General features: G+C 72.3%; 19 protein-coding genes. 11 read left to right on the top strand and 8 right to left on the bottom strand.

What is annotated here, in order from left to right; translation table 11 throughout:
- The first annotated feature begins 62 nt into the window (after positions 1-62).
- On the top strand, positions 63-1040 hold the full coding sequence (locus tag ACIQMR_RS26220) for a MerR family transcriptional regulator (protein ID WP_401392261.1): 978 nt from the start codon (positions 63-65) through the stop codon (positions 1038-1040).
- 163 nt (positions 1041-1203) lie between these two features.
- On the opposite strand, the gene msrB is transcribed toward ACIQMR_RS26220, so the two are convergent.
- The 4 genes from msrB to ACIQMR_RS26200 are packed head-to-tail and all read right to left on the bottom strand — an operon-like array spanning position 1204 to position 4365.
- Entirely contained in the window at positions 1204-1614 is a 411-nt protein-coding gene (gene msrB, locus ACIQMR_RS26215) for a peptide-methionine (R)-S-oxide reductase MsrB (RefSeq protein WP_401391886.1), read from the bottom strand.
- 10 nt (positions 1615-1624) lie between these two features.
- A complete protein-coding gene (murC, locus tag ACIQMR_RS26210; RefSeq protein WP_401391883.1) occupies positions 1625-3022 on the bottom strand; it encodes a UDP-N-acetylmuramate--L-alanine ligase in 1398 nt (465 codons plus the stop codon).
- Between the two features lie 48 nt (positions 3023-3070).
- Positions 3071-3541: an indole-3-glycerol phosphate synthase gene (locus ACIQMR_RS26205; protein WP_401392258.1), complete on the bottom strand. Its 471-nt coding sequence runs from the start codon at positions 3539-3541 to the stop codon at positions 3071-3073.
- 44 nt (positions 3542-3585) lie between these two features.
- Positions 3586-4365, bottom strand: coding sequence for a pyrimidine reductase family protein (locus tag ACIQMR_RS26200; protein ID WP_401391880.1), 780 nt, complete (start codon positions 4363-4365; stop codon positions 3586-3588).
- 127 nt (positions 4366-4492) lie between these two features.
- On the opposite strand from ACIQMR_RS26200, the gene zapE reads away from it, so the two are divergent.
- From zapE to ACIQMR_RS26185, 3 genes are all read left to right on the top strand, one after another.
- Positions 4493-5548, top strand: coding sequence for a cell division protein ZapE (gene zapE, locus ACIQMR_RS26195; protein WP_401392255.1), 1056 nt, complete (start codon positions 4493-4495; stop codon positions 5546-5548).
- Positions 5549-5618: 70 nt separating this feature from the next.
- A complete protein-coding gene (locus ACIQMR_RS26190) occupies positions 5619-6044 on the top strand; it encodes an OsmC family protein (protein ID WP_266387654.1) in 426 nt (141 codons plus the stop codon).
- Positions 6045-6297: 253 nt separating this feature from the next.
- Positions 6298-7209, top strand: coding sequence for a PPK2 family polyphosphate kinase (locus ACIQMR_RS26185; protein WP_401391877.1), 912 nt, complete (start codon positions 6298-6300; stop codon positions 7207-7209).
- 148 nt (positions 7210-7357) lie between these two features.
- On the opposite strand, the gene ACIQMR_RS26180 is transcribed toward ACIQMR_RS26185, so the two are convergent.
- Positions 7358-8671 (bottom strand): S1 family peptidase, encoded by a 1314-nt coding sequence (locus ACIQMR_RS26180; protein WP_401391874.1) that lies wholly within the window; start codon positions 8669-8671, stop codon positions 7358-7360.
- A gap of 651 nt (positions 8672-9322) precedes the next feature.
- Here ACIQMR_RS26180 and helR point away from each other — a divergent pair.
- Positions 9323-11470: an RNA polymerase recycling motor ATPase HelR gene (helR, locus tag ACIQMR_RS26175; protein ID WP_401391871.1), complete on the top strand. Its 2148-nt coding sequence runs from the start codon at positions 9323-9325 to the stop codon at positions 11468-11470.
- Between the two features lie 90 nt (positions 11471-11560).
- Here helR and ACIQMR_RS26170 read toward each other — a convergent pair whose 3' ends face one another.
- Positions 11561-11752, bottom strand: coding sequence for a hypothetical protein (locus ACIQMR_RS26170; protein ID WP_401391868.1), 192 nt, complete (start codon positions 11750-11752; stop codon positions 11561-11563).
- A 152-nt stretch (positions 11753-11904) separates the two neighbouring features.
- Positions 11905-12582 carry an AIM24 family protein gene (locus ACIQMR_RS26165; protein WP_401391866.1) on the bottom strand — a complete coding sequence of 226 codons (678 nt, stop codon included), beginning with the start codon at positions 12580-12582 and terminating at the stop codon, positions 11905-11907.
- Positions 12583-12653: 71 nt separating this feature from the next.
- Here ACIQMR_RS26165 and ACIQMR_RS26160 point away from each other — a divergent pair, with 71 nt between their 5' ends.
- The 6 genes from ACIQMR_RS26160 (at position 12654) to ACIQMR_RS26135 (ending at position 19578) form a co-directional block, all read left to right on the top strand.
- A complete protein-coding gene (locus ACIQMR_RS26160; RefSeq protein WP_401391863.1) occupies positions 12654-13424 on the top strand; it encodes a peptidyl-tRNA hydrolase in 771 nt (256 codons plus the stop codon).
- Between the two features lie 111 nt (positions 13425-13535).
- Positions 13536-14321 carry a DUF4142 domain-containing protein gene (locus ACIQMR_RS26155; protein ID WP_401392252.1) on the top strand — a complete coding sequence of 262 codons (786 nt, stop codon included), beginning with the start codon at positions 13536-13538 and terminating at the stop codon, positions 14319-14321.
- Positions 14322-14463: 142 nt separating this feature from the next.
- Positions 14464-15876, top strand: coding sequence for a DUF692 domain-containing protein (locus ACIQMR_RS26150; protein ID WP_401391861.1), 1413 nt, complete (start codon positions 14464-14466; stop codon positions 15874-15876).
- A gap of 6 nt (positions 15877-15882) precedes the next feature.
- Complete coding sequence (locus tag ACIQMR_RS26145) at positions 15883-16908, top strand: TIGR04222 domain-containing membrane protein (RefSeq protein ID WP_401392250.1); 1026 nt, start codon at positions 15883-15885, stop codon at positions 16906-16908.
- A 111-nt stretch (positions 16909-17019) separates the two neighbouring features.
- On the top strand, positions 17020-17871 hold the full coding sequence (locus ACIQMR_RS26140) for a TIGR04222 domain-containing membrane protein (protein WP_401392248.1): 852 nt from the start codon (positions 17020-17022) through the stop codon (positions 17869-17871).
- Positions 17872-17976: 105 nt separating this feature from the next.
- Entirely contained in the window at positions 17977-19578 is a 1602-nt protein-coding gene (locus ACIQMR_RS26135) for an alpha/beta hydrolase (protein WP_401391858.1), read from the top strand.
- A 67-nt stretch (positions 19579-19645) separates the two neighbouring features.
- On the opposite strand, the gene hemQ is transcribed toward ACIQMR_RS26135, so the two are convergent.
- The gene (gene hemQ / locus ACIQMR_RS26130; RefSeq protein ID WP_401391855.1) at positions 19646-20359 is read right to left on the bottom strand and encodes a hydrogen peroxide-dependent heme synthase; all 714 of its coding nucleotides are present in this window, start codon (positions 20357-20359) and stop codon (positions 19646-19648) included.
- Between the last annotated feature and the right edge of the window lie 4 nt (positions 20360-20363).

Genomic DNA, 20363 nt, shown 5'->3' with positions numbered 1-20363 from the left:
TGCCGGTGCGGGTACCGTAGGAACTCCCCCTGAGGGAGGTTCAAGTCTTGTCGCCGGACGGCATGTGGACCATCGGAGAGCTCGCCGAGCGCGCGGGGGTCACCGTCAAGACGGTCCGCTTCTACTCGGACCGGGGCCTGTTGCCCGAGTCGGGCCGCAGCGCGGGCGGGCACCGGCGGTACGGCCCGGACGCGCTGGACCGGCTGCGGCTGATCCGCTCCCTGCGCGGGCTCGACCTGCCGGTACCCGAGGTCGGCCGGGTCCTGGAGCACGAGGACGGGGACGAGGCGTTCGGCGACGTCCTGGAGGACGTGATCGGCGGGCAGTTGCGGGTGCTCGGCTCCCGACTGGCCGCCCTGCGCTGGCGGGAGGCGTCACTGCGCATGCTGCGGGACTGCGACGCCGGTGAGCGGGCCGATCGGCTCCGGCTGATCGGCGCCGTGACCGTCCCGCCCAGCACCGCCTCGATGGTGCGGTTCTGGCGATACTGGCTGCCGCCTCGGCTGCCGTCCCGGGTGGTCTCCGCGTTCCTCGACCAGGCGGTCCCGCAGCTCCCCGACGACCCGACGCCCGCGCAGGTGTGGTCCTTCGCCCGGCTGCACGCGCTGGTGTCCGGGAACTGCTCCGGCTCCGTCCGTCCCCAGCCCGCGGTGCACCTGCCCGACCGGGGCTACCGTCCCGCCGTGCTCTACGACGGTCTCGGCGAGGCGTACGCGCTGGCCTCGGCCGAACTGAGGGCGGGAAGGCCGCCACGGGCGGGCGAGGCGCTCGACTGCTTCGTCTCCGTCTACGCCGTCTCGCGCGGCACACGGGACACCCCGGACTTCCGGCACCTCCTCGGCCGGCAGCTCGCCGCCGACCCCCGCATCGACCTCTACTGGCAGCTCACGACCGACCTGACGACCCGCCCCGGGCACCCCCCGGAACCGAATCCGGGCTCCTCCCACGACTGGCTCTGCGCGGCACTCGACGAAGAGACCGGGACCACAGAGACCACCGGGACCACCGGGACCACCGGCACCACATGGCGGGACACGTAGCACGGCCCTCGCCGGACTCTCCCGCGCGGACTGCCCGGCACCCTCCGTACAGCTACCCGGACGACCCCGTCCCCGCCCTGCTGAGGCCGGACACACCGCGGGCCCGGAAGCGTCACGCCTCCGGGCCCTCGGCCGTACCGGGTCGCCCCGTACCGCCCCGTTCTCACGCGTCCTGTACCGGCTCCAGCCGCAGCGAGACCGAGTTGATGCAGTACCGCTGGTCCGTCGGGGTCGCGTAGCCCTCGCCCTCGAAGACGTGGCCCAGGTGCGAGCCGCAGCGGGCGCACCGGACCTCCGTGCGGACCATGCCGTGCGAGCGGTCCTCGATCAGTTCGACCGCGTCGGTGTCCTTCGGGTCGTAGAAGGACGGCCAGCCGCAGTGCGAGTCGAACTTCTCGCCGGAGGTGAAGAGGTCGGCACCGCACGCGCGACAGGAGTAGACACCCTCGGTCTTGGTGTCCGTGTACTCACCACGAAACGCGGGCTCGGTGCCGGCCTGGCGCAGGACCCGGTACTCCTCCGGGTTCAGCTCCGCGCGCCACTGCTCGTCCGGCTTCTCGATGTCGTACGCCATGCGCTCTCCCTCACTCGGCGAGGCGGGCCAGGATCTCCGGTCCGAGATCCGTCACGTCGCCCGCGCCCATGGTGAGAACGAGATCACCGGGGCCGGCCATTCCCGCGATGACGTCCGCGACCGCCGCCTTGTCGTGGACGGGGGTGACGGTGGCGCCTGCCGCGGTCGCGGCGTCGGTGATCAGGGCGCTGGTGACGCCGGGGATCGGGTCCTCGCGGGCCGGGTAGATGTCCAGGACCACGGAGGCGTCGGCGAGGGCGAGGGCCTGGCCCATCTCGGTGCCGAGTTCCTGGGTGCGGGAGAAGAGGTGGGGCTGGAAGACGACGAGCAGGCGCCGCCCGGATCCGGCGGCGGCGCGCATGGCCTCCAGGTCGGCGGTCATCTCCGTGGGGTGGTGCGCGTACGAGTCGATGACCTGGACGCCGTTCGCCTCGCCCTTGAGCTGCAGGCGGCGGCCGACCCCGGTGTAGGAGGTGAGGGCGCGGGCCAGGTCGGCCGGGTCGATGCCGAGCCGGGCACCGGCGGCGAGGGCGGCGGCGGCGTTGTGGGCGTAGTGGCGGCCGGGAACGGAGACGGTGAAGGTGATCTCGCCGTGGCCGGGGAGGGCGACGGTGACCTCGCTGGTCATCCCGTTCGGGGTGATCGCGAGGATACGGACGTCGGAGTCGGCGCTCTCGCCGACGCGGATCACGGTCAGGTCCTCGCGCGCGGAGACCCGGGCGGCGAGCTCACGGGCGCCGGCGTGCTCGCCGACGACCAGCGTCCCGCCGGCCGGGATCTTGGCGGTGAAGGCCTCGAAGGACTCGTAGATCTCGTCCATCGACGCGTAGTTCGCGTGGTGGTCGAGTTCGACGTTGAGGACGATCGCGACGTCGGGGTCGTACTTCTGGAAGCTGCGGTCGCTCTCGTCGGCCTCGGCGACGAAGATGTCGCCGTCGCCGTGGCGGGCGTTCGTGCCCGGCCCCGCGAGGTCGCCGCCGATGGCGTACGACGGGTCGAGGCCCAGCTCGGTCAGGGAGACGGCGAGCATCGACGTCGTGGTGGTCTTGCCGTGCGTGCCGGCCACCGCGATGGTGCGCGACGTGCGCATCAGCGCCGCGAGCGCGTCGGAGCGGTGGACCACGGCGATGCCCAGCTCCGTGGCGCGGGCCAGCTCGGGGTTGTCGGCCCGGATGGCGCTGGAGACGACGACGCAGGACGCGTCGTCCGCGAGGTGCTCGGTGGCATGTCCGATGTGAACGGTCACACCGAGTGCGCGCAGCGACTCGGCCGTGGCGGACTCCCTGGCGTCGCTGCCGGCGACCTTGGCTCCCCGCTGGGCGAGGATCTTGGCGATCCCGGACATCCCGGCGCCGCCGATGCCGATGAAGTGCGGCCGTTCCATGGCGTGGGGAATGCCGGATCCCATGCGTGTGTCTCCCGGGGTGCGAGGTGTGACGTCGTACGGAGCCCCAGCCTATTCGCTGTGCGCGAAGAGCTTGAGCACCGGTACGCCGACCCTGTGCCGCGCGCGGGAGGCCCAGTCGCGGTGGAAGAACTCCTCGACGTAGTGCGGCGCGGTCAGGACGATCACCTCGTCGGCGCCGGACTCCTCGACGACGGCCTTCATCCTGTCGAGCGGATGGTCCTCGACGACCTGGCCGACGGCCTCGCTCCCGGTGGCCCGCAGCGCGGCGAGGGAGTGCTCCAGGGCGAGCTCCGCGGGCTGCCTGGCCTCCTTGCCCTCGGGTTCCTCACCCTCACGGGCGGCTTCCTTCAGCTCGCCCATGGCGACGTCGTCGATGGCCCGCAACAGCAGGTCGGCCTGGTCGCCGCGCGGCTGCATGAGCACGATGAAGGCGACCGTCTCGTCGCCGTGCAGCGTCGTGACGAATTCCACGTCGGTGGACGTGAGGGGCTTCTCGATCATCAATACGCTGGTGAACACGTCAGGGAGCCCTTCCACGGAGGCCGTCCTTCGGGGGTCGTACGTCAGATCCGACGGTAGCGGGTGAAGAGGAACCCGGCCTCCTCCAGCAGCGACGCCAGCGCGAAGCGCTCCGGCACCGTCCGTGCCGGTCCGCCGGCGATCCGCTGGGCGGTGCCGGCGGTCAGAGTGGGCGACACCGTCAGACACAGCTCGTCGAGTACCCCGGATGCCACGAACTGACCCAGCAGTCTCGGCCCGCCCTCCGTCAGCAGCCGCCGCATCCCGCGTCCGGCCAGGGCCTCGACGGCTCGCGCCGGGTCGATCCCCGGCCCGTCGCCGGCGATCACCACCTCCGCGCCGGACTTCTCGGCCGCGGCGACCCGCTCAGGCGATGCCGCGGCGCCGGTCAGGATCAGCGTCGGCACCAGGGGGGAGGTGAACAGGGGCAGGGAGAAGTCGAGGTCCAGGCCGGCGGTGACCACGACGATCGCGGGGGCGGGGCCCTGGCCGGCGGCCGCCCGGCGCTCCGCGAAGGCCTCCCGGGCCCGGGCGGGGCGGTACCCCTCCTGCCGTACCGTCTGCGCGCCGACGATCACGGCGTCGGCCAGGGCCCGCAGCGTGCCGAAGATACGCATGTCCATGTCGGACGAGAGCTGCTGGGACTTGCCGTCGTGCTGAGCGGCCCCGTCCAGTGACGAGACCATGTTGGCCCTCAGCCACGGCCCCTCGCCGGCCGGATAGGCGTAGGCGTCGGCCAGTTCGTCGAGCCCCCACTCCCGGTCGGTCGCTGCGCGGGCTGCGTCGGGGTCGGCCGGATCGGTCACGGGGAACAGGCGTCGCATACCGAGCAGTCTGGCACGGCCCCACCGGCGACGACGGCCCGCCCGGGGCCACGGTCCCCGCCGCCGAACGCCCCGGACCTCGCCGCCCGGGGGCTCGGTACAGTGGGTGGTTGTGTCCACCACCCCCATGACCGAAGCGGTCCCGCTGTCCCTGTGCGCCCGCGAGCCCCACGTCCCCGCCGACCGTCTGGTCGCCGAGATGGTGCCGCCGCCGCGCTTCGACTCCGTCCGCTTCGACACGTACGTCCCCGACCCGAACCAGCCCAGCCAGACCGAGGCGGTCACGGTGCTGAGCTCGTTCGCCTCGGGTCTGGGCGGTGCGCACGCCACCGGCAGCGGCAGGCGCCGCTGGTTCGCGAAGAAGCCCGCGGCGCCGCTCGCGCCGCGCGGGATCTATCTGGACGGCGGCTACGGCGTCGGCAAGACGCATCTGCTGGCCTCGCTGTGGCACGCCACGCCCGCCGAGCCGTCGCTCAAGGCCTTCGGCACCTTCGTCGAGCTGACGAACCTGGTGGGCGCGCTCGGTTTCCAGCAGACCGTGCAGACGCTCAGCGGGCACCGGCTGCTGTGCATCGACGAGTTCGAGCTGGACGACCCGGGCGACACCGTTCTCGTGTCGTCCCTGCTCGCCAGGCTCGTCGAAGCGGGCGTCGCCCTCGCGGCCACGTCGAACACGCTGCCCGGCAAGCTCGGCGAGGGCCGCTTCGCCGCCGCCGACTTCCTCCGCGAGATCCAGGGCCTCTCCGCGCACTTCCGGCCGCTGCGGATCGACGGCGAGGACTACCGCCACCGCGGACTCCCCGAGGCCCCGGCGCCGTTCTCGGACGAGCAGGTCACCGGGGCCGCGTACGCGACCGAGGGCGCCTCCCTGGACGGCTTCCCCCAGCTGCTCGAGCACCTCGCGCGGGTGCACCCCAGTCGCTACGGCGCGCTGACGGACGACCTGCGCGCGGTGTGCCTCACCGATGTGCGGCCGGTGCCGGACCAGTCGACGGCGCTGCGGCTCGTCGTACTCGCCGACCGGCTGTACGACCGGGAGGTGCCGGTGCTGGCCTCCGGGCTGCCCTTCGACCAGCTGTTCAGTGAAGAGATGCTGAAGGGCGGGTACCGGAAGAAGTACTTCCGGGCGATCTCCCGGCTGACGGCGCTCGCCCGGGACGCGAAGGGCCTCGTCGGCCAGTAGCTTCCAGTAGGTTGGGGCCGGTTGGAACCGATTCATCGCAGTCTTTGCCATCGTTGAGAAGGGATCCATCATGGCCACCACGCGTACGGCGCACACCGTCTGGGAAGGCGAGTTGCTCAAGGGCTCGGGCGTCGTCACCTTCGACTCCTCCGGAATCCAGAGCCAGCCCGTCTCCTGGCCCTCGCGCGCCGAGCAGGCGAACGGGAAGACCAGCCCGGAGGAGCTGATCGCCGGCGCCCACTCCAGCTGCTTCTCGATGGCCCTCTCCCACGGCCTCACGGGTGCCGGTACGCCGCCCACCCGCCTGGAGACCAAGGCCGATGTCACCTTCCAGCCCGGCGAGGGCATCACGGGCATCCACCTGACCGTCGAGGGCCAGGTCCCGGGTCTCGACCAGGAGGGCTTCCAGGCGGCTGCCGAGGAGGCCAAGAAGAACTGCCCGGTGAGCCAGGCGCTGGCGGGCACGTCGATCAGCCTCACCGCGAAGCTGGCCTGACCCCGGCGGTCCCGGCCCGGCCGAATCGCCCGGCCGAATCGCCCGGCCGCCCACGGGGCACGGTGATCCGCATGTCTCCACGCGTCGCGGTACGCGCGGCAGCAGGCATGCGGGTCACCGCCTTCCCGCCGGGCCTGCGCGTTCACCGCACCTCCCACCTCCCTCGCGGGCCCGGCCGTTCCGGTGGACGATCGAAGGGTCGGTGACGATCGAAGGGTCGGTGGGGACCGGGAAAGGGCACGAGGTGACGAGGATGGGCAAGGAGAGAAGCGAGGCCGGGCGGGACGTCGGGCAGCACCTCGGCAGTCACCCCGACCGGCCCCACGAGGCACTCCGTGACCTGCTCCGTGTCCCGCCGGGTGAACGGATCGACCTCGCCTCGTACGACCCCGGGGCCGTGCCCGCGGGTCCCGGTGACAAGGCGGCGGGCCTCGCGGCGACCGCCACGACCGGGCAGCGCCTCGCGAAGCTGCAGGAACGGCTCTACGCGGCCGGCACGGCGGGCGACCGCCGCCGGGTGCTGCTGATCCTCCAGGGCATGGACACCAGCGGGAAGGGCGGCACGGTCAAGCACGTCATCGGCCACCTCAGCCCGGCCGGCTGCCGGATCAGGGCGTTCAAGGCACCCACCGCACAGGAGCGGGACCACCACTTCCTGTGGCGGGTCATGCGGGAACTGCCGGGCTCCGGCGAGATCGGCATCTTCGACCGCTCGCACTACGAGGACGTCCTCGTCGCCCGCGTGCGCGACCTGGCGCCGCGCACCCGGATCCGCCGCCGCTACGGCGAGATCAACGGCTTCGAGGAGTCCCTCGCCGCGGACGGCGTCACGGTCGTCAAGGTCTTTCTGCACATCTCCTACGACGAGCAGCGCCGCCGACTGCTGGCCCGGCTCGACGATCCGGACAAGCACTGGAAGTTCTCCCTCGGCGACATCGAGGACCGAGCCCTGTGGCCCGCGTACCGCAAGGCGTACGAACTCGCCCTGGAGCGCTGCTCGACGGCCGCGGCTCCCTGGTACGTCGTCCCGGCCGACCGCAAGTGGTACCGCAACTGGGCGGTCAGCAGACTGCTGCTGGAGCATCTGGAAGAGCTCGATCCGCAGTATCCGAAGGGGGACTTCGACGCGGCGGAGTGCAGGAAGCTGCTCCTGGAGGGCGTCTGACGATCTGTACGTCACGCCTGCGCGGCCCCGGGCATCGTCGGATGCCCGGGGCCGCGTGCGCTGCCTCCTCCTGTGCGAGCCGTCCGGTACGGCCCGTCGCCGGCCGGCCGTGTCGGCCGAGTCCGTCAGCCGGGTCCGTCAGCCGCGGTCAGCCGTTGTGCTGGCCGTCGTCCGCGCCTGCGCCTGCGCCGTTGTCCTCGCCGGCACCGGCTCCGTCGTCCTGGCCGTTGCCCGCGCCGTCACCGGCCCCGTCGTCCTGGCCGGCACCGGCTCCATCGTCCTGCCCGTTGCCGGCACCGTCGTCCGCGCCGCCCGCGCCGTCGTCCTGGCCGCCCCCCGCGCCGTTCCCCGCGCCGATCTGCGCGCCGACGGCGTCCAGGGCGGTCGTCACCGGCTGGAAGAACGTCTCCCCGCCCGAGGTGCAGTCACCGCTGCCGCCCGATGTGAGGCCGACCGCGTTGCCGTCCTGGGTGAACAGGGCGCCGCCGCTGTCGCCCGGCTCCGCGCAGACGTCGGTCTGGATGAGCCCGCTGACCGTGCCCTCCGGGTAGTTCACGGTGGCGTTGAGTCCGGTGACCTGGCCACCGTTCAGGCCGGTGGTGCTGCCCATCCGGAAGACCTCCTGGCCGACGGCGGCTTCGGCGGCCTGCCCGATCTCCACGATCTGACCGTTGCCGGTGTCGACGGCGCTCGGCGCCTCGGTGGCCGGGTCGTCGTACGTCACGAGTGCGAAGTCGCCCTCGCCGGGGAAGACGGCTTCCTGGACGGTGCCGATGGGCTGGCCGTTCTGTTCCTCGGACCACTGCTCCGCGGCGACGGCGCAGTGCCCGGCGGTGAGGAATCCCGGCTGCCCGTCCTGCGTGGTGACGTTGAAGCCGAGCGAGCAGCGCGAACCTCCGCCGAAGATGGCGTCCCCGCCCTCCAGGAAGGTCTTGAACTCGCCCTTGGACTTCTGGATACGGGCCACTCCGTCGCCGAGGTCCTCTACGGCCGACTCGACGCGGTTCCACCGGTCACCGGTGACGGTGCGGTCCGCGGTGACCAGGATCTGGTTGGTCCTGGGGTCGATGGCCCAGGCCGTCCCCGGGACGGCGGCCTCACGCGTCAGCGACTGCGTCGCCGACTTCAGCGTGGCCACGCTGTTCTGCACGCTGCGTGCCACCGCGCCGGCGCGTTCGACGTCGTCGCTGCCGTCGTTGTCGTCGCCGACGACGTTGACGACGAGCTGCTGCTTCGACGCGTCGTAGTAGGCGCCTCCGTAGGAGTCACCGAGCTGCTCGCCCAGCTGCTGGAGGAGGTCCGAGGCGGAGGCCGCGCTCATCTTTCTGGGGGCGTTCTGTTCGTCACCCGATCCTGACTGCGAGGCGTTGGCATTCGGCAGCAGTACGGCCGCTGCCGCGATGCCCACCGCCCCGGCTCCAGCGAGTATGGCCTTCCGCTTGGGTATTCGCCTGTGACTCAACTCTTCGCCTCCTGCGGGGGTACGGACTCCGGTCGCCGAAAGGGACCGGGAGGGGGGACGCGTCCGGCCCTACATACGGATGGCGAAGCGGGATGCGTTCATCGCCCTCGCATAGAAATCTTCTTGACGTGCCATCAGGCGAGAGAGAGCAGGAGACTGAGGGCGGCTCCGGAAGAGGGCGGCAGCAGCGGTGGCGATGTTCCGTGAGATCGTTCGCGGGCCGCCTCACAAGGGGCCGGTCCGTCCACGGCGAGCGGTCGAGCGGTCGAGCGATCGGCTTCACGTGATCGGGGCCGAAGAGATCAGAGCCGGGCGATCAAGACCAAGCGATCAGAGCCAGGGGATCAAGGCCGGACCATCGCGGCCGGACGATCAAGGCGCGGAGGAGTACCCACTCCCCGCCACTCTCAACGTATAGCGCACCGGGGGGCTTGCGGCAAGGCCCCCTTCATACCGCAGAATCGCAGGCCGAAGCCGGAAGCTGCGGGAATGGGAGATTCACTAAGTGCGTGGGCTTTTGTCAGTTGATGAGTCGTGCGGTGAGGTCGAGCCGTTGACGGGACTCGCGCCGCGGCCGCGGGGACCCGGCGCCGGGGTGCGGTTGTGCGCCGCCGGACTTCGCGACCGCTGCCTCGGATCGGAGCTGATGGCATGAACCCCCTGACCACGAGCGCGTTCGACCTTCCCGGCCGGCTCTCCCCCAAGGCCGACCCGGCGCTGATCGGCGGCGACGAGCAGCACTTCGCGGCCCTCGGCGAGAGCCTCGAGCAGACGATCGCCGAACTGTCCGACCGCCTCGACGACCTGCGCAGGGCGCCCGGCGGCCTGGGCCGGGAGGCGATGGACCGGGACGTGGAGATCCACCGGCTGACCGCGCGCCTGCGCGCCCTGCGTCGCTTCGGCCTGGACCTGTGCCTCGGGCACATCGTCGGCGCGGACGAGTCCGAGCCCACGTACATCGGACGGCTCGGCCTCACCGACGGCGAGGGCCGCCGGCTGCTGATCGACTGGCGCTCCCCCGCGGCCGAGCCGTTCTTCGCCGCGACCCACGCCAACCCGATGGGCCTGGCGAGCCGCCGCAGGTACCGCTGGACCCGCGGCCGGATCAGCGACTACTGGGACGAGGTGTTCACCGCCGACGGGCTCGAACGGCACGCCGCGCTCGACGACCAGTCCGCCTTCATCGCCAGCCTCGGCGGCAACCGGTCGGCCCGGATGCGGGACGTGCTCGCCACCATCCAGGCCGACCAGGACGCCATCATCCGGGCGGGTTCCCGTGGTGCTCTCGTCGTCGACGGCGGTCCGGGTACGGGGAAGACCGTTGTCGCTCTGCACCGCTCCGCCCACCTCCTCTACTCCGACCCGCGTCTCGGTCACCGTCGGGGCGGTGTGTTGTTCGTCGGTCCGCACCAGCCCTACCTGGCCTACGTCGCCGACGTCCTGCCCAGCCTCGGCGAGGAGGGCGTGCAGACCTGCACCCTGCGCGACCTCGTCGCCGAGGGAGCCGGAGCGGCGATCGAGACCGACCCGGAGGTGGCCCGCCTGAAGTCCTCGGCGCACATGGTCAAGGCGATCGAGAAGGCCGTCAGGTTCTACGAGGAGCCGCCCACCCAGGGGATGACGGTGACGACCCCCTGGTCCGAGGTCCGGCTGAGCGCCGGCGACTGGGCCGAGGCGTTCGACGCACCGGAAGCAGGTACTCCGCACAACGAGGCGCGTGACCAGGTCTGGGAGGAACTGGTCACGATCCTCCTGGACAAGCACGACGGCGATGTGCCTCCCGCGCTGCTGAGGAAGGCGCTGCTGCACGACCAGGAGCTGACCGGGGCCCTCGACCGGGCGTGGCCGCTGCTCGAAGCCGCCGACCTCGTCGGGGATCTGTGGACGGTACCCGCCTACCTGCGGTTGTGCGCTCCCTGGCTCGGCCGTGACGAGGTGCGGACGCTGCAGCGCGAGGACGCCCAGGCGTGGACCGTGTCCGACCTGCCGCTCCTGGACGCGGCACGGCAGCGGCTCGGCGATCCGGGGGCGGCGCGACGAAAGCGCCGGCACAACGCGGCGGTGGCCGCCGAACGCGAGCGCATGGCCGACGTCATCGCCAATGTGCTCGCGGCCGACGACGACGGTGAGGGGGCGGTGACGATGCTGCACGGACAGGACCTGAAGGACAGCCTGATCGACGAGAGCGCCCTGCCCGGCGCCGACCCGGACGGGCTCGCCGGACCGTTCGCGCACGTCGTGGTGGACGAGGCCCAGGAGCTGACCGACGCGGAGTGGCAGATGCTGCTGCTCCGCTGCCCCTCCCGGAGCTTCACCATCGTCGGGGACCGCGCCCAGGCCCGGCACGGGTTCACGGAGTCGTGGCAGGAACGGCTCGGGCGGATCGGGCTCGACCGGATCGACGTGGCCTCGCTCAGCATCAACTACCGGACGCCGGAGGAGGTCATGGCGGAAGCGGAACCCGTCGTCCGGGCCGCGCTCCCGGACGCCAATGTGCCGGCCTCCATCCGCAGCAGCGGCATCCCCGTCGTCCACGGATCCGTCTCGGACCTGGACTCGGTCCTCGCCGCCTGGCTCGGTGCGCATGCCGACGGCATCGCCTGCGTCATCGGCGACCCCACGTTCCGGGCGACGCCCCGCGTCCGCTCGCTGACTCCTGAGCTGTCGAAGGGGCTCGAGTTCGACCTGGTCGTCCTGGTCGACCCGGACTCGTTCGGCAAGGGCATCGAAGGGGCGGTCGACCGCTATGTGGCGATGACCCGTGCGACCCGGCAGCTCGTCGTCCTCACGAGCTCCTGACGTCGGCCGAGGCCCCGTGATCGTCGCCCGACGATCACGGGGACCGCGGCGACTCCGGGGACCCTGGGACCGAGCCTGGCCGGAGCGGGCCTAACCGGAGCAGGCCGTGCGCTGGGCCTCCTGCCATTCGCAGACGGGGCAGAGCGTCGCGCCCTTGACCGACTCGGGGTGCTCCGTGGGCTCCCCGCACAGCACACAGCCCGCGAACGGCCCGTCGGGCTGCTCGTGCGCGGGCTGCGGCGGGGTTGCCGAGGGGCCGCAGTACGGGGTTGCTTCGTCCATGCGTACGAGCCTAGTCGCCAGCCTGGGACACACGGCGGGCGCGCGGCACCCGTGGTCCGCCGAGGCCGTACCGGCGCCCGGCGCCACGCAGGTCCCCCGTACCGTCGGGCGCCGTTCCGTCGGGCGCCGTTCCGCTTTCGCCGACCGGGCGCTCAGTGTGCGGACGCCTTCTGCGGGGTGAGCTCGCTGGGCCTGACGATCACGAAGCCCTCGCCCTGGAGCATCAGCTGGACGGCCTCGCCCGAACCGCCGCGGATCATGGACCCGATGGACTGTGAACGGTGCAGCGAGGTCTCCAGCCGGTCGCTCCAGCCGACGACCGCGTCGGTGTCCACGTACACGGGCTGCTGCGCGGTGACGGGTATCACGAGAGGGTTGCCGTCACAGATCACGCCGAGCTTCCCGTGGCCGGTGAAGACGCTGTTGAAGAGCCCGCCGCCGGACATCCCGGCGCCCTTCACCGTCTTGATCTCGTACGTCAGCGTCGGGTCGAAGCAGAGGACGTTGCGGCCGTTGATGGTGAGCGCGTCACCGTGCTCGATGTCGACGATGAAGCAGTTCGCGGCCTCGTGCGCGAACCACGCCTCGCCCCGGCCGCGTACGGCCATCAGCGGCAGGCCCTCGCCGGTGACGGCCCGTTTGAGCATGCCGCCGATGCCCTGGCCCTTCCGCTCGAACTGGAGGCTGCCGCGGTAGGCGATCATCGCGCCCTGGCGCGCGAACATCTCCCCATCGACGGCGTACTTGATCGACTTGGCGTTCTGCAGGCTCATGCCCGGTACGGACGCCTGCTGTGCCATGTACTCGCCCGCAAAGAGATCGCTCTTCATGCCGGGCATCGTCACCCGGAGGCATCCGTTCCGCCAAGGGCCGCCGTCCGGGCGGCTGGCAGACTGACCGGGTGAACAGCACCGACGGCACCGCCAGTACCCCCGGCACCGACAGCAACGACCGTCCCGATCGTTCCGATGGTCCGGGCAGCCCCTTCCGCCAGGAGCCGACCTCGCGTGACGAAGCACCCCAGTTCGTCCTGCCGCTCGTGGTCCGGATCGAGAAGACCGACCCGCCGTCGCGTACCGACGCACTCGAAGCGGCGGCCCGCGCGGTCCTGGTGATCCTCTCGGACGAGCGGTCGTCCGGGGACGGCGAGTGGGCGCGGGTCATGCGGGACTGGCAGGACGCCCGGATCCGCAAGGTGGTACGGCGGGCGCGGGGCGCGGAGTGGCGCAAGGCGTCCGCGCTGCCCGGCATCACGGTGACCGGAGGGACCGCTCAGGTGCGGGTGTTCCCGCCGGTGCCGCTGGACGGCTGGCCCAAGGAACTGGCGAAACTGCAGGTGTCGGGCACGGAACTGGCCGACCCCGACGAGCCGCCCGGCGACGGCGTCGACCCCCGCGGCGCCCGGATCTGGCTCAACCCCGATCTGCGCATGTCGACGGGCAAGGAGATGGCGCAGGTCGGGCACGGGGCGCAACTGCTGTGGTGGGACATGGAAGAGACCGAGCGCACCGCGTGGCGCACGGCCGGGTTCCCGCTGGCCGTACGGACGGCACGGCCCGGCAGTTGGGCCGAACTCACCGCCGGCGGCCTGCCGACGGTCCGGGATGCCGGATTCACGGAGATCGCCCCGGGCTCGGTCACCGTCGTGGCCGACCGTCCCGTCCGCGGTTGAACACAACCGGACCCCGTTACGTACCTTCCGGTACTGCCAAGTAGGTTGAACCACCGGTTTCGGTCACCGGTTGATTCTGCGGTACGCACACGGGCTCGGGAGGCACACTTGCTGCGGCGCATCAACGGGACAGCACTCATCATCGCGGCACTGGTCGCCACGGTCGGGGCGCTCGCCTTCCCCGTGTGGTCCTACGCCGACCGCTCCGGCACGGGGCAGTCCAATCTCAACGCCTCCTCCGTGGCGACCCAGTGGGGCCCGCTCACCGCCACCGACCGCGACTTCCTGGTGAAGGTCCGGCTGGCCGGGCTGTGGGAGCTGCCCGCCGGGCAGCAGGCGATCGAGCGGGCCCCCAGCCAGGCCATCAAGGAGGCCGGGGACCATCTCATCGTCGGCCACACCGACCTCGATCTGCGGGCGCGCGACGTCGCGGCCAAGCTCGGCGTCGAGCTGCCGAACCAGCCCAACGAACAGCAGCAGGGCTGGCTGCGCGAGCTGTCGGCGGCCAGCGGCCGGGAGTACGACTACAAGTTCGCGAACTTGCTGCGCAACGCGCACGGCAAGGTCTTCGCCCTCATCGCGCAGGTCCGGCACACCACCCGCAACACGCTGATACGGCAGCTGGCGAGCGACGCCAACCAGACCGTGCTGGACCACATCACCATGCTGGAGGCCACCGGCATGGTCGACTTCGACGCCATCGCCAACGAGGCCGCGGGTGGCGCGACGGCCAGCCCCACGGGTCCGCCGCCGCCGGACGGGAACCTCCCGCCGGCGCCGACCCCGGTGGCCCCGACGGGCGAGAACCAGGCCACGTCGCGCCCCTCGACGCAGCCCGGCCCGCCGACGGCCGTCAACACCGACCGCCCCGCTCCGGGGGCGGGCACGGGGGGCTGACGGCCGGGCCGGCCCGAAGCGAGCGCCGGATCCTTCGGCCCGGCCGCCGGAACCTCAAATGAAGCTCTGAACGTCCCCTCCTCTGGATTCGGCGCGGTACGCCGGGGCCATGACCCCTGCACACGCAGCGGAGGGGGGACCCATGAAGCAGCTCGACACCCGGACCGGTCGGAGCAGACTGGGCGGTCGGAGCGGTCCTGGCAGGCTCGGCATCGGTATCGGCTGGCGTCCGGAGATCGCCGACGCCGTCGAGCGGCTGCCGGGACTCGACTGGGTCGAGGTCGTCGCGGAGAACCTGTGCTCGGGGCACCTTCCCGCTTCGCTCGCGCGTCTGCGGGAGCGGGGCGTCACCGTCGTCCCGCACGGTGTCTCGCTCGGCATCGGCGGCGCGGAACGGCCCGACGAGAAGCGGCTGGCGGACCTGGCGGCGCGCGCCGAGGCGCTCGGGTCGCCTCTGGTCACCGAGCACATCGCGTTCGTCCGGGCCGGTGGCGCGCTCACCGCGTCGCCCCGGCTGGAAGCCGGTCATCTGCTGCCGGTCCCCCGCACCCGGGACGCCCTGGACGTGCTCTGCGAGAACGTCCGCATCGCGCAGGACTGCCTGCCGGTACCGCTCGCGCTGGAGAACATCGCGGCGCTGATCTCCTGGCCCGGGGAGGAGATGACGGAGGGGCAGTTCCTGGCGGAGCTGGTCGAGCGGACCGGTGTGCGCCTCCTCATCGACGTCGCCAATCTCCACACCAACCACCTCAACCGGGGCGAGGACCCGGTGAAGGCCCTCGACGAGCTGCCGGTCGAGGCGATCGCGTACGTCCATGTGGCGGGCGGCATGGAGCGGGACGGGGTCTGGCACGACACCCACGCCCACCCAGTGCCCCGGCCGGTCCTCGACATCCTCGCGGAGCTGCGTTCTCGGACCGACCCGCCCGGGGTGCTGCTGGAGCGGGACGACGACTTCCCGCCGGCGGAGGAACTGGCGGCGGAACTGGAGACGATACGGGCGACGGTGACCGTCGCGGGCCGGGGGCGGGGAACCGTGCCGGACGCGTTCAGCGGCGAGACGGCAGGAACCGCGGACGCCGACGCCTGCGCCGATACCGAGACCTACGCCGACACTGAGACGGACGCCGAGACCGCCGCGGACGTGCACGCGCGGGAACGGCTCGGGCTCGCGCAGGCCGCCTTGCTGTCCGCACTGGTCGCGGGGACCCCCGCGCCGGAGGGCTTCGACGCCCGGCGGCTGGGTGTGCAGATCCGCGCGCTCGCCGCCAAGCGGGCCGATGTCGTGGCGAAGGTGGCGCCCGAGCTGCCCGAGATCCTCGGCGGCGGATACCGCGCCGCGTTCCTCGCGTACGCCAAGTCGCGTCACATGCACGGCGGTTACCGCCGGGACGCGCTGGACTTCGCCGAGCAGCTGCTGATCGCGGGCCGCCCGGAGGACCCGGTCGCGCGGCGGCGGCTCACCCACTGGTGGCAGGACCGGGCGGCACCCCGCCCGCCCGGCCGTACCACCCGTTTCGTCCGGGCGGCTCGCGCCGCACTCGTCAGGAGGTGACCGGTGATGATGAACGTACTCGCCGTACTGGTGTATCTCGCCGTGGGCGTCTCCTCGACGCTGCTGATCAGAGGGCTGGCGGCCGCACGCCGCGGGCCCGGTGGCCCCGTGCACGACCTCATGGAGGTCGCGTTCCTGAACGGCGGGCCCGCCCGTGCCGTCGACACGGCGCTGGCCGCCATGTGCACGGACGGGCGGCTGATGCTGGGCGGTCCGGGGATCGTCGCCGTCCGGCACCACGTGGCCCGCAACCATGTCGAGCGCGCGGTGCTCGACGAGCTCGCGGCGGCGCCGAGCGGCGCGCTGCACACCCTCCGGCTGGCCGTGATGCGCAACCCCGCCGTTCAGGAGATCGGTGACGGGCTCGCGGCGCGCGGGCTGATGGTCCCGCCCGGTTCGGCCCGCACGTGGCGGGTCTGGAGCGTCTGGCAGTCGGCGCTGTCCGCCGTGTTGCTGCCGGTGTCGCTGGTGCTGACGTTCGCGCAGTACGTGGCGTACGAAGGGCTGTCCGATCTGCCGTTCCCGTTCGTCGTGAAGGTCCTGCCGGCGTGCTTCGCGGGCGTGGTTATCGGGCTGGTGTGCCTGTCCCACGCGCGCAGCAGGGTCACGGGCGCGGGGCGCCGGGCGGCAGCGGACTACCGCACGGCCCACGCGTACGGCGCCGACACGGGCCACCTGGTGGCCGTGGGGGGCCTGCGCGCCGTGCCCGACCCCGTGCTCCAGGCACAGCTGATCGCGGCGGCCCGACTGGTGCGCTCCGGGGGAGGCGGTACCGGACACGGCAGCCGTTCGTCCGACGCGCTGCTCCCGGTCGCCGTGTGGTGCGCCGCCTCGGGCTCCGACTCCGGCGGCGGAGGCTGCGGCACGGGCGGTGGCGGAGGCGGGGCTTGCAGCAGCGGAGGCGGCTCGGGCGGTGGCTCGGGCTGCGGCGGCGGCTCAGGTGGGGGTTCCAGCTGCGGGGGCAGCTCGGGTGGCGGATCCAGCTGCGGAGGAGGTGGAGGGGGAGGAGGCTGCGGCGGCAGCTCCGGCTGACCGGCGAGCGCGGCGGTCCTCCCGCGGAGGCGTCCGCAGCCCCCGGTCCCGGTGGTCCGCATCATGGAATTCCCATGGCGCGGAGGTGGTGATGTCGCGTACAACTCCGCCATGCTCTGGGTCCTCCTCCTGCTGCCGGCCTGGGCCGCGGCGGGCATCAGCTGCGGACGGCTGTGTCTCGCCGCCGCCGAAGCGGCCGCAACCGCCGAAGCGGCGGCGGCCACCGAAGCCGGCCAAGACGTTCCCGCCCCGACGCGTGAACGCTCCCACTCCCATGAACTGAGCCTGTACGAGGCGGCGTTCCTCGCCGGCGGCCCGTACCGCGTGGTCACGCTGACGCTGGTCTCGATGCACCGCGCACGGCGGCTGCTGCTCGCGCACACCGGCTGGGCGACCGTCGTCGACCCGGAGGGAGCGGACGAGCTGGAGCGTACCGTGATCGGCGCCATCGGCCCCGAGGGCCAGTCCCGGATAGCGGCGCTACGGCACACCACGGCCGCGGCCGACTCCGTACGCGCCGTCTCGGACCGGCTCGTCACCGCCGGACTCGCCGTGCCCGAAGCGGTGCGGGCGGGAGTGACGGGCGCCGTGCGGGCCGTACGGCGCGCCGCCGCCTTCACCGTGGCGCTGGCGGCGGTCGCGCTGCTGATGCTCCCTCACGAACCGGGGGCGAAGGGGACGGTGGCCGCGTGGTTCGTGCTCCCGCTCGTGCTCACGCTGGGCTGCCTGGTGATCGCCCGCGTAGAGGTGTCCCCGTACACCCGCTGGGCGTCGCCCTACGGACTGCGGCTGCTCCGGAGCCTGTCCACGGGCGACGGCGGCGAGGTTCCGCCCGCCGGCGGCCCCCTCAGCGGGGAGCGGGCCTTCCTCACCGAGGTCGCCGTGCACGGGACCAGCGCCCTCGACGATCCGGCGCTGCGCGCCGCACTCGGCGACAACCGGGCGGCTCAAAAGGGTCATTGACCGCAACACCGAACAAAGGTCCTTTACAAAGCGGGAGCCTGTGGCCACCTTCGAGCCACGGATGCCGGTACGACGGTCACTGCCGGGGAACGCGAGGGGAACGCGATGAGAGCAGCAGCCCTGTACGGAGCCGTCGGCTCCCTGGTCCTCTCGGCCCTCACCGCGGCCCCGGCGGGCGGAGCGACCCCGAGCCCGTACGGCACGCCCGAGGGCCGTGGCGCGATCGTCGCCGCCGCACGGGCCGCGGCCACCGGAGTCGCCTTCGGCGCCTGCCCCGCGGCGGAGAAGCTCCCGCCGTCCGCCGAGTGCGGCACGGTCGCCGTCCCGCTGGACTACGCCGACCCCTGGGGCCCAGAGATCCGGCTCACCGTCAGCCGGCTGAAGGCGACGGGCGAACCGGCCGAGCGTCAGGGCGCGCTCGTCTACAACCCCGGCGGGCCCGGCGGTTCCGGCATGTACTTCCCCGCGCTCGCGAAGGAGCGCGAGTGGAAGCGGATCGCGGCGGCGTACGACATGGTGGGCTACGACCCGCGCGGAGTGGGCCGTTCCGCGCCGCTGTCCTGTCAGAACCCCGCGGAGTTCGCGAAGGCGCCCACCCAGGCCCCGGTCCTGCCCTCCGCCGCGTACAAACGCGAGCGCGCCGCGCGTGCCCAGGCGTACGCGCAGGGCTGCGCCCGCAACGCGGGCCCCGCGCTGCGGCACTACCACTCGCTCAACAACGCGCGTGACCTGGAAGTACTGCGGGCGGCCCTGCGCGAGCGGCGGCTCACCTTCCTCGGCGCCTCCTACGGCACCTATCTGGGCGCGTTGTACGCCGTGCTGTTTCCCGGGCATGTGCGGCGCATGGTCCTCGACTCGGTGGTCGATCCGGAGCCGGCGAAGATCTGGTACACGAGCAACCTGGAACAGTCGCTCGCCTTCGAGAGCCGTTGGGCGGACTTCCGCGCCTGGGTCGCACGGCACCACGGGACGTACGGCCTCGGGAGGACGCCCGCGCAGGTGCAGGCGAGTTACGACCGGGCCCGTGCCCGGCTCGCGGCAACGCCCGCGGGCGGCACGGTGGGTCCGGGCCAGCTGCACTCGGCGTTCGCCAGGACCGTCTACTACGACGGCTACTGGCCACGGCGCGCCCACGCGCTCGCCCGGTATCTGAAGGGCGATCCGCGTCCCCTCGTCGCGCAGGCCGCACCCGATCCGCGCGACGCCGTCGAGGACGAGAACGGCAACGCGGTCTACACGGCCGTCCAGTGCAACGACGCCGCCTGGCCCACGAACTGGGCGGTGTGGGACCGCGACAACACCGCGCTGGCACGGCGGGCGCCGTTCGAGACCTGGGCCAATGTGTGGATGAACCTGCCCTGCGCGTACTGGCCGGCGCCACGGCAGCAGCCGCTCGACGTCCGCACCGGCCCGGGTGAACTGCCGCCGCTGCTGATCCTGGCGGCCGAGCGGGACGCGGCCACGCCGTACGCGGGTGCGCTGCGACTGCGGGAACGGCTCGCCGGTTCCGTACTGGTCACGGAGCGGGCGTCGGGAACGCACGGCATCTCCGGCGGTGCGAACGCCTGCGTCAACGGCCATATGGAGAGGTATCTCCTGACCGGCAGGACGCCGGTGCGGCGCGCGTCATGCGCGCCGCACCCGCAGCCGGACCCGGTGTCGCTGGACCAGCGGGCGGTCGAGCGAAAGCTGCCGCCCGCCGTCTGATCTTCCGGGTCGAAGGGAGCGGGGCCGCCCGTTCGGAGCGGCCCTGCTCCAAGTCGTACAGGGCCCGTTACGCGAGCCCCGCCACCAGATCCGCCACGCTCTTGCGACGCCCCGTGTAGAACGGGATCTCCTCGCGGACGTGCATGCGGGCCTCGGAGGCGCGCAGATGGCGCATGAGGTCGACGATGCGGTACAGCTCGTCGGCCTCGAAGGCGAGGAGCCACTCGTAGTCGCCGAGGGAGAACGAGGCGACCGTGTTGGCGCGCACGTCCGGGTAGCCGCGGGCCATCTTGCCGTGGTCTGCGAGCATACGGCGGCGGTCCTCGTCGGGCAGCAGGTACCAGTCGTACGAGCGCACGAACGGGTACACCGACACATAGTTGCGCGGCGTCTCGTCGGCGAGGAAGGCCGGGATGTGCGACTTGTTGAACTCGGCGGGGCGGTGCAGCGCCATGTTCGACCAGACCGGCTCCAGCGCACGGCCGAGGCGCGTGCGGCGGAAGAGGTTGTACGCCTCCTGGAGCTGGTCCGCGGTCTCCGCGTGCCACCAGATCATCAGGTCGGCGTCGGCGCGCAGGCCGGACAGGTCGTACGTGCCGCGGACGGTGACGTCCTTGGCGGCGAGCTGGTCGAACAGCTCCTGGACCTCGTCGGCGTACCCGGCACGGTCCTCGGGCAGTACGTCGCGCAGCTTGAAGACTGACCACAGGGTGTAGCGGATGACCTCGTTGAGGTCCTTCGCCTTCTTACCGGCGTTCGGGATCTTTTCGGGCGCACTCATACGG

Origin of the sequence: Streptomyces sp. NPDC091376 (genome assembly GCF_044757085.1) — a bacterium.
Taxonomy (GTDB): Bacteria; Actinomycetota; Actinomycetes; order Streptomycetales; family Streptomycetaceae; genus Streptomyces; species Streptomyces pratisoli.
Note: the sequence above shows the minus strand (reverse complement) of the source record. Positions and strands in the feature narration are given on the sequence as shown.

Bases quoted from the DNA above. Each gene is read 5' to 3' on its own strand.
- ACIQMR_RS26220 (WP_401392261.1), top strand. From the start codon at position 63: ATGTGGACCATCGGAGAGCTCGCCGAGCGCGCGGGGGTCACCGTCAAG.
- msrB (WP_401391886.1), bottom strand. From the start codon at position 1,614: ATGGCGTACGACATCGAGAAGCCGGACGAGCAGTGGCGCGCGGAGCTG.
- murC (WP_401391883.1), bottom strand. From the start codon at position 3,022: ATGGGATCCGGCATTCCCCACGCCATGGAACGGCCGCACTTCATCGGC.
- ACIQMR_RS26200 (WP_401391880.1), bottom strand. From the start codon at position 4,365: ATGCGACGCCTGTTCCCCGTGACCGATCCGGCCGACCCCGACGCAGCC.
- zapE (WP_401392255.1), top strand. From the start codon at position 4,493: ATGACCGAAGCGGTCCCGCTGTCCCTGTGCGCCCGCGAGCCCCACGTC.
- ACIQMR_RS26190 (WP_266387654.1), top strand. From the start codon at position 5,619: ATGGCCACCACGCGTACGGCGCACACCGTCTGGGAAGGCGAGTTGCTC.
- ACIQMR_RS26185 (WP_401391877.1), top strand. From the start codon at position 6,298: ATGGGCAAGGAGAGAAGCGAGGCCGGGCGGGACGTCGGGCAGCACCTC.
- helR (WP_401391871.1), top strand. From the start codon at position 9,323: ATGAACCCCCTGACCACGAGCGCGTTCGACCTTCCCGGCCGGCTCTCC.
- ACIQMR_RS26170 (WP_401391868.1), bottom strand. From the start codon at position 11,752: ATGGACGAAGCAACCCCGTACTGCGGCCCCTCGGCAACCCCGCCGCAG.
- ACIQMR_RS26165 (WP_401391866.1), bottom strand. From the start codon at position 12,582: ATGAAGAGCGATCTCTTTGCGGGCGAGTACATGGCACAGCAGGCGTCC.
- ACIQMR_RS26150 (WP_401391861.1), top strand. From the start codon at position 14,464: ATGAAGCAGCTCGACACCCGGACCGGTCGGAGCAGACTGGGCGGTCGG.
- ACIQMR_RS26145 (WP_401392250.1), top strand. From the start codon at position 15,883: ATGATGAACGTACTCGCCGTACTGGTGTATCTCGCCGTGGGCGTCTCC.
- ACIQMR_RS26140 (WP_401392248.1), top strand. From the start codon at position 17,020: ATGCTCTGGGTCCTCCTCCTGCTGCCGGCCTGGGCCGCGGCGGGCATC.
- ACIQMR_RS26135 (WP_401391858.1), top strand. From the start codon at position 17,977: ATGAGAGCAGCAGCCCTGTACGGAGCCGTCGGCTCCCTGGTCCTCTCG.
- hemQ (WP_401391855.1), bottom strand. From the start codon at position 20,359: ATGAGTGCGCCCGAAAAGATCCCGAACGCCGGTAAGAAGGCGAAGGAC.